This window comes from Streptomyces sp. L500 (assembly GCF_054551825.1).
Window position 1 is genome coordinate 35810 of the sequence record NZ_JBTOLC010000015.1, and the last position, 12338, is coordinate 48147.

The window sequence follows — 12338 nt, forward strand, 5'->3', positions numbered from 1 at the left end:
GGGCGGGCCCGGGTCATGTCGGGCCGCCCGGGTGCGCGAAGCCCGCCGCAGGCGAACCCGCCGGCGAACGGTGATCAACAGGGACGTTTCGGCTGGGCGGAACGACGTCTTCCGGGGAGCGTTCCCGCGCGCTCGCGGGGCACCAGCCGTGGCGGTCGAGGGCGCGGGTGAGGGCGGCGACCATGCGGGGGTCGAACTGGGAGCCCGAGCAGCGGTGGAGCTCGGCCAGGGCCACCGGGACGGGGCGGGCGCGGCTGTAGCTGCGGGTGGAGGTCATCGCGTCGAAGGCGTCGGCCACGGCCACCACCCGGGCGAACTCGGGAATCTGATGCCCTATCAGCCCATAGGGGTAGCCGCTGCCGTCCAGCCGCTCGTGGTGGTGGAGGATCGCGTCGCGCGCCTCGCCGAGGAAGCCGATGCCGCGCACCATCTCGTGCCCGAACTCGGGGTGGAGCTCGATCACGCGGCGTTCCTCCGGGGTGAGCGGGCCGTCCTTGCGCAGCAGCCGGGTGGGGACGCCGAGCTTGCCCACGTCGTGGAGGGTTCCGGCGAAGCGGACGGCCTCCAGGCGGTCGCCGGTGATGCCCAGCTCGCGGGCGATCAGCACGGACGCGCGGCCGACGCGCTCGCTGTGGCCGCGCGTGTAGCGGTCCTTGAGGTCGACGGCCTGGACCAGCGCCCGGACCGTCGCCTGGTGCGCGGCGCGCTCGCGGCGGCAGCGGTCCAGGACCCAGGAGGAGACGGACATGGGCAGCAGCACCAGCAGGGCCGCCACGGGCCCGTACGCGCTGTGCCACAGGAGGGCCGTCATCAGGCCCGTCGGCCCGTGGAGCAGCGGCGGCACCAGCGCTCCCGGCAGCGGCGCGCCCCAGGCCGCGCGCGGGGAGCGGCCCTCGGCGGCGACCAGGACGCCGCCGTCGAGCGCGGTGACGACCAGGGCGAGCGTCAGCGCCGCGGCCAGCGCGGGCAGCAGGGCGTACGGGAAGGGGGGCGGCGGGGCGCCCGGCGCCGTGCACAGCCCGTGGACGTAGGAGGCCGCGCTCGCGGCGAGGGAGAACTGCGCCGCGTGCCACAGCCGCCGCACCCACACGGGCCGCCGGCCGACCCGCCCCAGGAGCGCGCCGGGCACGGCCACCAGCCCGGCGGCCCCGGGCGGCAGCAGGAAGACCCCGGCGAGCAGCACGGGCACGGTGAGCGGGCAGCGCGGCAGGCGCTCGGAGACGACGCAGAGGGCCGCGAGGAGCGCGACGGCGCCCCAGGGCACGGCGGAGGCGTCCCGCACGGTGGGCACGGCGCACAGCGCGGCGGCGAGCACGGCCCCCGCGATGTACGCGCGAGCCGCCGCCGGAAGTGCCCCCATGGCGCGTCCTCCCCGACCTCGGACCTGGCGTCTGGATGGGGAGAATAGGCTCAGCCGAGCCTCGAAAACCGCCCTGTCGGTATTGCGCCGTCCGTTCGGGTGACGTTCCCGGGTGCGGTGGTTTGGATCAACGGCGTCGGCCTACCGCCGACGCCGGAGCGGCGGTCAGTCCTGCCGCGCGGCGGCCTCGGCGGCCGCGGCCGCCCGCGCCTCGTCGACCACGTCCTGGTCCGGCACGGACTCCCCGGCGCGGATCAGCTCGATCCGGCCCATGACCTTCGAGCGGAGGTCGGCCGGCACGTCGTCGTGGCCGCAGCAGCGCTTGACGAGCTTCTTGACGGCCTGTTCCAGGCCGTACTTCTCCAGGCAGGGCGAGCACTCGTCGATGTGCACCTCGAACTCGGCGCACTTGCCGTCGGGCATCTCGTGATCGAGGAACTCGTAGAGATGGTCGAGGACTTCAGAGCAGTCCGTCTCGTGCGGGTCTCCGCAGCTCATGAGTCCGACCCTTTCCGGTTGTGCGACGCGTCGGGCCCGTTCGGCGCGGAGGCGGCACCGGCCGGGACCAGTCCGCGCTCGCGGGCGTAGTCCTCCAGCATGCCGCGCAGCTGACGACGGCCGCGGTGCAGCCGGGACATCACCGTGCCGATGGGGGTACCCATGATGTCCGCGATCTCCTTGTACGCAAAGCCCTCGACATCCGCCAGGTAGACCGCGATGCGGAACTCCTCCGGAATGGCCTGGAGGGCCTCCTTGACATCGGAGTCGGGGAGGTGGTCGAGCGCCTGGGACTCGGCGGAGCGCAGCCCCGTCGACATGTGCGACTCGGCGCGCGCGAGCTGCCAGTCCTCGATCTCCTCCGACGCGCTGCGCAGCGGCTCGCGCTGCTTCTTGCGGTAGGAGTTGATGAACGTGTTGGTCAGGATGCGGTACAGCCAGGCCTTGAGGTTGGTGCCGTCACGGAACTGGTGGAAGGACGCGTAGGCCTTGGCATACGTCTCCTGCACCAGGTCCTCGGCGTCGGCGGCGTTGCGCGTCATGCGCAGGGCGGCCGAGTACATCTGGTCGAGGAAGGTCAAGGCGTCGCGTTCGAAGCGCGCGTTGCGCTCCGCCGTGGTCTCGGCGTCCCGCCCGCTCGCGGTGTTCTCCGCGTCGGTCCCAGTGACCGGACCCACCTCCTCCAACACCATGGCGACGTCCTTGCCGGACCCGCTCGAATCGGAGAATAGACGACGATCCGGTCCGCCCGCCGCTCCAGCCACGGCCGGCTCCGCCATGCTCAGGACCGCCCATCCCGGGTCGGCCGTGTGCGGGCGGGACGGGCATGCGATCGAACCCATGCGGGGAGCTCCCATTCCTTCGTCTGTGCCGGTACCTGACTACAGACCGGACAACAGCACGCTCTCGTGGATCATTCCCGGCGGTAGGAAACTTCTCCCGAAGATTCTCAGGAGCCTCAAGAACCTCAAGTTTCCCGGCAGATCCTCAGATCGCCTTCAGCCACATCCCCACGGCGTCGGTGATCACGGCGAGGGCCTCCGTCTGGGTGATGTCCGCCTTCTTGGGCACCGCGAAGCCGTGGTCGCCGGCCGGCACCGCCACCGGCTCGGTGCCCGGCGGGAACTCCTCCGGCCTGCCGAAGGGGTCGCGGGCGCCCTGCACCACGAGCGTGGGCAGGCCCGCGCCGGTCAGCTCGTCGGCCCGGGACTTCTCCGGTCTGCCCGGCGGGTGGAGCGGGAAGCCGAGCGCGAGCACGGCCGCCGCCCCCAGCTCCGCGGCCGTCCGGCACGCCACGCGGGCCCCCGCGCTGCGGCCGCCCGCCACGACGGGCAGCCCGGGGGCGGTGAGCGCCGGCCACAGCGCCCGCCATGCCTCGTCCAGCGCCTTGGGGGCCGGGGCCACCCTCTTGCCGGCCACCCGCCACGGCTGCTCGACGAGGGCCACGGTGACCCCGTCCAGGGGCAGGGCGGCGGCGAGCGCCCGCAGGTCGCGGGCCTCCACTCCCCCGCCCGCGCCATGGCCCAGGGCGAGCACGAGGCGGGCGTCGGGCGCGAGGTACCAGTGGACGCGGGCGTCCCCGGCGGGGGTCGGTACGTCCTGCACGGTCTCGGCGATCTTTGTCGTCACGGGGTCCATCCTGCCGCCCGCCGCCCTCAGAACAGCGTCGTCTCCTCCGGCGCCGCCAGCTCGGTCAGCAGCTCGGGCCCGTTGTTGCGGACGTCGCTGACCGCCGTGGCGACCGGGTACGCCCGGACGAGCCCGGGGGCCGGGGGCGCCAGCAGGGCGCGCAGCTCCTCCGGGTCCGTACGGGCGGGATCCAGCCAGGCCGCCCACCGGTCGGGGGTGAGCAGCAGCGGCATCCGCGGATGGATCTCCGCCAGGGAGCGGGGGCCGGGCTCGGCCGAAACGGAGGGTGTCGCCATGGCGAACGGCTCCGTTTCCGCCTCGGTGGTTATCACCGAGCAGGTCGCCCACCAGGCCTGCGGATGGTCCGGCGGGAGCGTCGGGTCGCGCCAGAACTCGTACAGCCCGGCCATCGCCATCACCGAGCCGTCGACGGGCGTGACGAAGTACGGCTGCTTCCGGGCGCGCTTGCGGCGCCCTTTCTCCTCCAGCTCGCGCTCCTGCGCGCCGGTGACCCACTCGTAGTAGCCGTCCGCCGGGAGCAGACAGCGCCGGGATTCGAAGGCCCGCCGGAAGGACGGCTTCTCGTGGACCGTCTCCGCCCGGGCGTTGATCATCTTCGCGGCGCCCTCGGGCGACTTCGCCCACGACGGCACCAGCCCCCACCGCAGCGCCCGGAGCTGGCGAACCGGACGGCGGTCCGCTGCGTCTTTCAGAGGACGTTCGAGCACCGCGTACACGCTCTTCGTCGGCGCCACGTTCCAGTCCGGAGCCAGCGTCTCCTCCGGTACCCACTTCTCCACCTCGAAGAGCCCGGCCAGGTCCTCCGGCCGCCGGCTCGCCGCATATCGCCCGCACATGGGTGCCACACTGCCACGACGACGCCAGGAGCGGCTCACAGATGGACAGCAGCACCACCGCCACCCAGCTCTGGGACCGCGTCGTCGGCAACCAGCCCCACCCCCCGCTCTGGCTGGTTCTCGCCACCGGCGTCATAGCCCTCGCCGCCGTCACCCCCTACCGCGTCTGGCGCCTCACCCGCAACGCGATCACCATCGCCCACGAGGGCGGTCACGCGCTCGTCGCCCTGCTCAGCGGGCGCCGCCTGGACGGCATCCGGCTGCACTCCGACACCTCCGGGCTGACCGTCTCCCGGGGCCGGCCGACCGGCCTCGGCATGGTCCTGACCGCCGCGGCCGGCTACCCGGCCGCCTCCCTGCTGGGCCTGGCCGGCGCCGCCCTGCTGTCGGCCGGGCACATCACCGCGCTGCTGTGGGGCGCGACGGCGCTGCTGGCCGCGATGCTGGTGATGATCCGCAACGCCTACGGGGCGCTGACCGTGGTGCTCGCGGGGGCGGCGTTCTTCCTGGTGTCCTGGCTGGCCGGGCCGCAGACGCAGGCGGCGTTCGCCTACGGGGTGGTGTGGTTCCTGCTGCTGGGCGGCGTGCGGCCGGCCTTCGAGCTCCAGCGCAAGCGGCGGCACGGCGGCGCCCCGGACTCGGACGCGGATCAGCTGGCCCGGCTGACGAACGTGCCCCCGGTGGTGTGGCTGGGCCTCTTCCACCTCGTGGCCCTGTGCTCCCTGGCGGGCGGCGGCCGCTGGCTGCTCGGACGGTGACCGGCGGCGAACCACTAAGGTGAGGGCATGACCGAGAGCCCCGCGCACACCGACCTCTGGCCCGCCCCCGTCGCGAACGGGGCCGTCGACGCGACCGTCACCGTGCCCGGATCGAAGTCGGTCACCAACCGGGCTCTGGTGCTGGCCGCCCTCGCCGCCGAGCCCGGCTGGGTGCGCCGCCCGCTGCGCTCGCGCGACACCGTCCTCATGGCCGACGCGCTGCGCGCCATGGGCGTCGGCATCGAGGAGACCGTGTCGTCCAGCTCCTCCGTCGCGGGCGGCCCGGACCACACCGGCGAGGCCTGGCGGGTGATCCCCGCCCGGCTGCACGGCCCGGCCGAGGTCCTGGTGGGCAACGCCGGCACGGTCATGCGCTTCCTGCCGCCCGTGGCGGCCCTCGCCGACGGCCCGGTCCGCTTCGACGGCGACCCCCGCAGCTACGAGCGCCCCCTCCACGGCGTGATCGACGCGCTGCGCGCGCTGGGCGCCCGCATCGACGACAACGACCGCGGCGCCCTGCCGCTGACCGTGCACGGCGCCGGCGCCCTGGACGGCGGCCCGGTGGAGATCGACGCCTCCTCGTCCTCCCAGTTCGTCAGCGCGCTGCTGCTGTCGGGCCCGCGCTTCAACCAGGGCGTCGAGGTCCGCCACGTGGGCGCGGCCCTGCCGTCGCTGCCGCACATCCGGATGACCGTGGACATGCTGCGCGCGGCCGGCGCCCAGGTCGACACCCCGGAGTCCGGCGGCGAGCCGAACGTCTGGCGGGTCTCCCCCAGCGCCCTCCTCGGCCGCGACCTGGTCGTCGAGCCGGACCTGTCCAACGCGGCGCCGTTCCTGGCCGCCGCCCTGATCACCGGTGGCCGGGTCACCATCCCGGACTGGCCCGAGCGCACCACCCAGCCCGGCGACTCCCTCCGGGAGATCTTCACCGCCATGGGCGGCCGCTGCGAGCTCACCGACGCCGGCCTGACCTTCACCGGCACCGGCCGGATCACCGGCATCGACGTCGACCTCCACGACGTCGGCGAGCTCTCGCCGGTGATCGCGGCGGTCGCCGCGCTGGCCGACTCCGAGTCCGTCCTGCGGGGCATCGCCCACCTCCGGCTGCACGAGACCGACCGTCTCGCCGCCCTGGCCAAGGAGATCAACGAGCTCGGCGGCGACGTCATCGAGACCGAGGACGGCCTGCGCATCCGCCCGCGCCCGCTGCACGGCGGCGTCTTCCACACCTACGAGGACCACCGGCTGGCCACCGCCGCCGCCGTCATCGGCCTCGCCGTCGAGGGCGTCCAGGTGGAGAACGTGGCCACCACCGCCAAGACCCTGCCCGACTTCCCGGAGCTGTGGACCGGGATGCTCGGCTCCGTCGCGGGGGCGACGACGGCGCCGAGAAGCTGAGAGACCCTGGAAGCACCATGCGCCGCTACGGGAAGCACACCGACGAGGACGACGTCCGCGTCCGCCCCAACCGCAAGGGCAACCGCCCTCGCACCAGCATCCGGCCCAAGCACGAGGACGCCGCCGAGGGCCTCGTCCTCACGGTCGACCGCGGTCGGCTGACCGTCCTCATCGAGGACCGGAGCATCGTCGCGATGAAGGCCCGCGAGCTGGGCCGCAAGAGCGCCGTCGTCGGCGACCGCGTCGCGGTCGTCGGCGACCTCAGCGGCGCCAAGGACACCCTCGCCCGGATCGTCCGCGTCGAGGAGCGCAGCTCCGTGCTGCGCCGCACGGCCGACGACGACGACCCCTACGAGCGGGTGGTCGTCGCCAACGCCGACCAGCTGGCGATCGTCACCGCCCTGGCCGACCCCGAGCCGCGCCCGCGGCTGATCGACCGCTGCCTGGTCGCGGCGTACGACGCCGGGCTGGAGCCGCTGCTGGTGCTCACCAAGTCGGACCTGGCGTCCGCCGAGACCCTGATGGAGTCCTACGGGTCCCTGGGCGTCAACTACGTGGTGACCAACCGCGAGGAGTTGGCGGACGGAGAAGCCGCCGAGCGGGTCCGGGAGCACCTGGAGGGGCGGGTCACCGCCTTCGTCGGGCACTCCGGCGTCGGCAAGACGACGCTGGTCAACGCGCTCGTCGAGCGGCAGCGGGCCACCGGCCACGTCAACCGGGTCACCGGCCGGGGCCGGCACACCACCACCTCGGCGCTGGCCCTGCCGCTGCCCGACGGCTCCGGCTGGGTGATCGACACCCCGGGCGTGCGGTCCTTCGGGCTGCACCACGTGGACCCGGCGCGGGTCATCCACGCCTTCCCGGACCTGGAGCCCGGCACCGAGGGCTGCCCCCGCGCGTGCAGCCACGACGAGCAGGACTGCGCGCTGGACCAGTGGGTGGCCGACGGCCACGCCGACCCCCAGCGCCTGTACTCCCTGCGGCGGCTGCTGGCGACCAGGGAGCGCCGCGAGGGCGACTGACCGGCCGTCCGCCGACCGCGTCCGCGATCGCCCACGTTTGCGAGTGACCTCCAGCGGCAAGGGCATGCAAGGACATCCACAGCACCGGTGCGCACGGGGCGGTCCGCGGAACGGGAGGCAATCATGGCGTGGCTGCTGGTCGTCGTCGCCGGAATCCTGGAAACCGGCTTCGCCGTGTGCCTCAAGCTCTCGCACGGCTTCACCCGGCTGTGGCCCACGATCGCGTTCGCGTCCTTCGCCCTCGGCAGCTTCGGCCTGCTGACGCTCTCGCTGAAGAAGCTGGACGTGGGCCCGGCGTACGCGGTGTGGACGGGCATCGGCGCGGCCGGGACGGCGATCTACGGCATGGTCTTCCTGGACGACCTGGTCTCCACCCTCAAGATCGTCTCCATCTCCCTGGTGATCGTCGGGGTGATCGGGCTCCAGCTGTCCGGCTCGTCCCATTGAGCCCGTCCCGCGCTCACCCTTGGGTCAGCAGCGCCCGGACCAGCCCGGCGACCTCCGCCGCGACCTCCTCGTCCGAGGGGGCGGGGGCGACGACGTACGAGAGGGTCAGCCGGACCGCCGCCTCGCAGGCGCGCAGGACGGCGTCGGGGGGCAGGCCGGGCGCGTCGGCGCCCACGGCACCGGCCACGCTGTCGCGGATCCGTCCGACCAGGGCGCCCGGTGAGAGCGTGCCCCTGGGCGGGCGCGCCTCGCGCCCGGCGCGGGGCGCCGGTACGGACGGCGCGGCGGCGGGCGGCAGCCGGTCGCCGCGGCAGCCGGTGAGCGCGGCGCGGACGAAGGGGTTCGCCCGCGCCGTCCGGAGCGTCCACAGGGCCACGGCGGCGCAGCGGTCCCCGGCGTCGGCGGTGTCCGGCACGGCGGCGAGGGCGTGCTCCACCCCGGCGAGGAACGTCTCGGTCTCCCGGCGCACCAGGGCGCGCGCGAGGCCGTCCTTGCTGCCGAATTCGTTGTAGAGGGTCTGCCGGGAGACCCCGGCGGCGGCCGCGACGTCGACCATCCGGACCCCGTGCCAGGGCCGGGTGACGAGCGCCGTGAAGGCCGCGTCCAGCAAGAGCTCTCGTGCCGCGGGCATCGTCGCCTCCCCGGCCGTACGGCCGCACGACTGTGGATGGCCAGGGCACAGAATTGACGCGCCGCCAGACGGTGTCAAGAGCCTTCACAAGTCGTGCCGCGCACGCCCCGGCCGCGGCCACGGGTAGTGTGCGTGGCATGTCCGATTACCACGATGATCTGCGTCTGGCCCATGTCCTGGCGGACGCCGCCGACGCGGCCACCATGGACCGGTTCAAGGCCCTCGACCTCAAGGTCGAGACCAAACCGGACATGACCCCGGTGAGCGAGGCGGACAAGGCCGCCGAGGAGCTGATCCGGGGCCAGCTCCATCGCGCCCGGCCGCGTGACGCGGTGATGGGCGAGGAGTTCGGCAGCGAGGGCACGGGCCCGCGCCGCTGGGTGATCGACCCGATCGACGGCACCAAGAACTATGTGCGCGGAGTGCCGGTCTGGGCGACGCTGATCTCCTTGATGGTGCAGACGGAGTATCAGGGCGAGATCGGTTACGAGCCGGTCGTGGGGCTGGTGTCGGCTCCGGCGCTGGGCCGCCGCTGGTGGGCGGCGAAGGGGTCGGGCGCCTACACCGGGCGCAGCCTGACCTCGGCGCAGCGGCTCCAGGTCTCCCGGGTGGGCCGGATGGAGGACGCCTCGTTCGCCTACTCCTCGCTGAGCGGCTGGGAGGAGCGCGGGATGCTGCCGGGCTTCCTGGAGCTGACGCGCGCCTGCTGGCGGACGCGGGGCTACGGCGACTTCTGGCCCTACATGATGGTCGCCGAGGGGTCGGTGGACATCTGTGCCGAGCCGGAGCTGTCGCTGTGGGACATGGCGGCGAACGTCGTCATCGTCGAGGAGGCGGGCGGCCGCTTCACGGGCCTGGACGGGCGTCCGGGGCCGCACAGCGGCAACGCGGCGGCGTCGAACGGGCTGCTCCACGACGAGATGCTGAATTACCTGCGGCGGTAAGCGCTTCGGACCGTTTTAAACCCACAGACGGTCGTAAAAATCTGGCAAAAATCATCCCCGTCCGGGCCTTGTTAGCGCTCTTGACGGTGTGTGACGATGACAGCCTCCCCGGTTTGTGAACTTGTGAAGTCCGGTGTTTCCTGCTGGAGTTCACGGTTCCGGGAACGCGTTCGCAGCCCACCAAGGAGGTGGCCACGGCCATGCTCGTCCGCGACGCCATGAGCACGCTGGTCCTCACCATCGGCCCCGCGCACACCCTCCGCGAGGCCGCCCGTCTGATGTCCGCCCGCCGGGTGGGCGCGGCGGTCGTCCTCGACCCCGACACCTATGGCCTCGGGATCCTCACCGAGCGCGACATACTCGACGCGGTCGGGGCGGGCCAGGATCCCGACCGCGAGACCGCCCACGGCCACACCACCACCGACGTCGTCTTCGCGACCCCCGAGTGGACGCTGGAGGAGGCCGCGGCCGCGATGGCGCGCGGCGAGTTCCGGCACCTGATCGTCCTCGAGCGCAGCGAGGCGGTGGGCGTGGTCTCGGTGCGCGACATCATCCGCTGCTGGCTGCCCGCACGCCGGCGCGCCCAGGCGGCCGCGGTCTCCGCGTGAGCGGAGGCGGAAGACGCCGGGAGCGTGCGCCGGACGGGCCGGGGGCGGACAGGCCGAAGAGGCCGGAGCCCCTTGGCGTCCGGCCTCTTCGGTTGGTACGGCAAGCGTCCAGGGTCGTCAGCCGCGCAGGGCCTGGACGGCGGCCTCCAACCGCTTGCCGTAGTCGGGGTCCGCCTGGCGGAAGTTGTTGATCGCGCGCTCGGCGATGTCGTCGCGCGACACCTTGGCGATGAAGCCGGCGAGGTTGGCGATCAGGCGCTCCTTCTCGGCCTCGGACATCAGGCGGTAGAGGTTGCCCGCCTGGACGAAGTCGTTGTCCTGGGCGTGCGAGGGAGCGGCGTGGTTTCCGGTGTCCCCGGCGACGGTCACCGGCTGCCACAGCGGCCGGTCCGTCTGGAAGGGGCCGCCGAAGCTGTTCGGCTCGTAGTTCTTCGCGCCCTTGTGGCGGCCGTCGTAGAGGAAGCCGTCACGGGAGTGGGTGCGCGCCTCGGTGGCGTGCGGGCGGTTCACCGGCAGGTGGTCGGCGTTGATGCCGACGCGGTAGCGGTGGGCGTCGCCGTAGGCGAAGAGCCGGCCCTGGAGCATCTTGTCGGGGGACGGGCCGATGCCCGGCACGAAGTGCGCCGGCGAGAAGATCGACTGCTCGACCTCGGCGAAGATGTTCTCGGGGTTACGGTTGAGCTCCAGCTTGCCGATCTCGATCGGCGGGTAGTCCTCGTGCGGCCAGACCTTGGTCAGGTCGAACGGGTTGAAGCGGTAGTTCGCCGCCTCGTCCGCCGGCATGATCTGCACCTGGACGGTCCAGCTCGGGAAGTCGCCGCGCTCGATGGACTCGCGCAGATCGCGCTGGTGGCTGTCGGGGTCCTCGCCCGCGAGCCGGTTGGCCTCGTCCTGGGTGAGGTTCTTGATGCCCTGGTCGGTCTTGAAGTGGTACTTGACCCAGAAGACCTCGCCGGCCTCGTTGTTCCACTGGTAGGTGTGCGAGCCGTAGCCGTTCATGTGGCGGTAGGAGGCGGGGATGCCGCGGTCGCCGAAGAGCCAGGTCACCTGATGGGTGGACTCGGGCGACAGGCCCCAGAAGTCCCAGACGTTGTCCGCCTCCTGCGAGCCGGTGTACGGGTCGCGCTTCTGGGTGTGGATGAAGTCGGGGAACTTGATGGCGTCCTTGATGAAGAACACCGGGGTGTTGTTGCCTACGAGGTCGTAGTTGCCCTCTTCGGTGTAGAACTTCAGCGCGAAGCCCCGGGGGTCGCGGACCGCGTCCGCCGCGCCGAGGTTGCCGGCGACCGTCGAGAACCGCAGGAAGGTCTCGGTCTGCTTGCCCACCTGGGAGAGGAACTTCGCCCGGGTCCAGCGCGTGACGTCGGCGGTGACGGTGAAGGTGCCGTAGGCACCGGCGCCACGGGCGTGCACGACGCGCTCCGGGATCCGCTCGCGGTTGAAGTGCGCGAGCTTCTCCAGCAGCAGCTGGTCCTGGATCAGCATGGGGCCGCCGGCACCCGCGCTCTCGCTGTTCTGGTTGTCCGCGACCGGAGCACCGGACTCCGTGGTCAGCGGGCCCGTCACCGTTGCCGCCTCGCCGTTCGTCGACACTTACGCCTCCGTCGTCAGATCGTCTGTCCCTTGGCCTGAGCCGAGATCGATCCTACATTGGACTTTGTCTAAGTCAAGATGTGAACGACACCAATATGGGATCCAGTGGTGGACAAGGCTCGCTGCTACGCTGGTCCTATCTGACTGATAGGTGAATGGCATGAGTGACCTGCTGGAACGACTCCGGGGCCGCGGCTGGCGGCTGACCGCGCAGCGACGGGTCGTCGCCGAAGTGCTCGACGGGGACCACGTGCACTACACCGCCGACGAGGTGCACGCCAAGGCCGCCGATCTGCTGCCGGAGATCTCGCGCGCCACGGTGTACAACACGCTCGGCGAGCTGGTCTCCCTGGGCGAGGTCCTCGAGGTGAGCACGGACGGCCGCGCCAAGCGCTACGACCCCAACGCGCACCACGCCCACCAGCACCTGGTGTGCTCCCGGTGCGGCACGATCCGCGACGTCCACCCCGCCGGCGACCTGCTGGCCGACCTCCCGTCAGAGGAGCGCTTCGGCTTCCAGGTCTCCGCCGTCGAGGTGACCTACCGCGGCGTCTGCCCGAACTGCGCCACGGCATGATGAAAGGCCCGGATCC

The 12338-nt window shown here is 72.6% G+C and carries 14 protein-coding genes; 7 read left to right on the forward strand and 7 right to left on the reverse strand.

Annotated elements, in window-relative coordinates; all coding sequences use genetic code 11:
- Window positions 1-13 precede the first annotated feature (13 nt).
- From ACX9I7_RS16335 to ACX9I7_RS16355, 5 genes are all read right to left on the reverse strand, one after another.
- Window positions 14-1360 carry an HD-GYP domain-containing protein gene (locus tag ACX9I7_RS16335; protein WP_459387767.1) on the reverse strand — a complete coding sequence of 449 codons (1347 nt, stop codon included), beginning with the start codon at window positions 1358-1360 and terminating at the stop codon, window positions 14-16.
- A gap of 165 nt (window positions 1361-1525) precedes the next feature.
- Window positions 1526-1858 (reverse strand): mycothiol system anti-sigma-R factor, encoded by a 333-nt coding sequence (gene rsrA, locus ACX9I7_RS16340; protein WP_358624134.1) that lies wholly within the window; start codon window positions 1856-1858, stop codon window positions 1526-1528.
- Window positions 1855-2535, reverse strand: a complete 681-nt coding sequence (locus ACX9I7_RS16345; RefSeq protein ID WP_189451773.1) for a sigma-70 family RNA polymerase sigma factor — start codon at window positions 2533-2535, stop codon at window positions 1855-1857. The genes rsrA and ACX9I7_RS16345 overlap by 4 nt, the downstream gene beginning before the upstream one ends.
- A 310-nt stretch (window positions 2536-2845) precedes the next feature.
- Window positions 2846-3496, reverse strand: a complete 651-nt coding sequence (locus tag ACX9I7_RS16350) for an alpha/beta hydrolase family protein (RefSeq protein ID WP_387566448.1) — start codon at window positions 3494-3496, stop codon at window positions 2846-2848.
- Window positions 3497-3513: 17 nt separating this feature from the next.
- Window positions 3514-4344 carry an SOS response-associated peptidase gene (locus tag ACX9I7_RS16355; protein ID WP_459387768.1) on the reverse strand — a complete coding sequence of 277 codons (831 nt, stop codon included), beginning with the start codon at window positions 4342-4344 and terminating at the stop codon, window positions 3514-3516.
- Between the two features lie 41 nt (window positions 4345-4385).
- On the opposite strand from ACX9I7_RS16355, the gene ACX9I7_RS16360 reads away from it, so the two are divergent.
- The 4 genes from ACX9I7_RS16360 (at window position 4386) to ACX9I7_RS16375 (ending at window position 7969) form a co-directional block, all read left to right on the forward strand.
- The gene (locus ACX9I7_RS16360) at window positions 4386-5102 is read left to right on the forward strand and encodes a M50 family metallopeptidase (RefSeq protein WP_459387769.1); all 717 of its coding nucleotides are present in this window, start codon (window positions 4386-4388) and stop codon (window positions 5100-5102) included.
- Window positions 5103-5129: 27 nt separating this feature from the next.
- Window positions 5130-6500 (forward strand): 3-phosphoshikimate 1-carboxyvinyltransferase, encoded by a 1371-nt coding sequence (aroA, locus tag ACX9I7_RS16365; RefSeq protein ID WP_189451523.1) that lies wholly within the window; start codon window positions 5130-5132, stop codon window positions 6498-6500.
- A gap of 17 nt (window positions 6501-6517) precedes the next feature.
- Window positions 6518-7522 carry a ribosome small subunit-dependent GTPase A gene (gene rsgA / locus ACX9I7_RS16370; RefSeq protein ID WP_459387770.1) on the forward strand — a complete coding sequence of 335 codons (1005 nt, stop codon included), beginning with the start codon at window positions 6518-6520 and terminating at the stop codon, window positions 7520-7522.
- Between the two features lie 123 nt (window positions 7523-7645).
- Complete coding sequence (locus ACX9I7_RS16375; RefSeq protein ID WP_126915949.1) at window positions 7646-7969, forward strand: DMT family transporter; 324 nt, start codon at window positions 7646-7648, stop codon at window positions 7967-7969.
- Window positions 7970-7982: 13 nt separating this feature from the next.
- Here ACX9I7_RS16375 and ACX9I7_RS16380 read toward each other — a convergent pair whose 3' ends face one another.
- Entirely contained in the window at window positions 7983-8600 is a 618-nt protein-coding gene (locus ACX9I7_RS16380) for a TetR family transcriptional regulator (RefSeq protein ID WP_387566463.1), read from the reverse strand.
- Window positions 8601-8737: 137 nt separating this feature from the next.
- On the opposite strand from ACX9I7_RS16380, the gene hisN reads away from it, so the two are divergent.
- Both hisN and ACX9I7_RS16390 read left to right on the forward strand, forming a co-directional pair.
- A complete protein-coding gene (gene hisN / locus ACX9I7_RS16385; RefSeq protein WP_189451526.1) occupies window positions 8738-9544 on the forward strand; it encodes a histidinol-phosphatase in 807 nt (268 codons plus the stop codon).
- A 200-nt stretch (window positions 9545-9744) separates the two neighbouring features.
- Window positions 9745-10152, forward strand: coding sequence for a CBS domain-containing protein (locus tag ACX9I7_RS16390; RefSeq protein ID WP_387567292.1), 408 nt, complete (start codon window positions 9745-9747; stop codon window positions 10150-10152).
- 117 nt (window positions 10153-10269) lie between these two features.
- Here the strand turns inward: ACX9I7_RS16390 and ACX9I7_RS16395 are convergent, their stop codons facing one another.
- The gene (locus tag ACX9I7_RS16395) at window positions 10270-11745 is read right to left on the reverse strand and encodes a catalase (protein WP_387566467.1); all 1476 of its coding nucleotides are present in this window, start codon (window positions 11743-11745) and stop codon (window positions 10270-10272) included.
- 160 nt (window positions 11746-11905) lie between these two features.
- On the opposite strand from ACX9I7_RS16395, the gene ACX9I7_RS16400 reads away from it, so the two are divergent.
- The gene (locus tag ACX9I7_RS16400) at window positions 11906-12322 is read left to right on the forward strand and encodes a Fur family transcriptional regulator (RefSeq protein WP_126915945.1); all 417 of its coding nucleotides are present in this window, start codon (window positions 11906-11908) and stop codon (window positions 12320-12322) included.
- The last annotated feature ends 16 nt before the right edge of the window (window positions 12323-12338 follow it).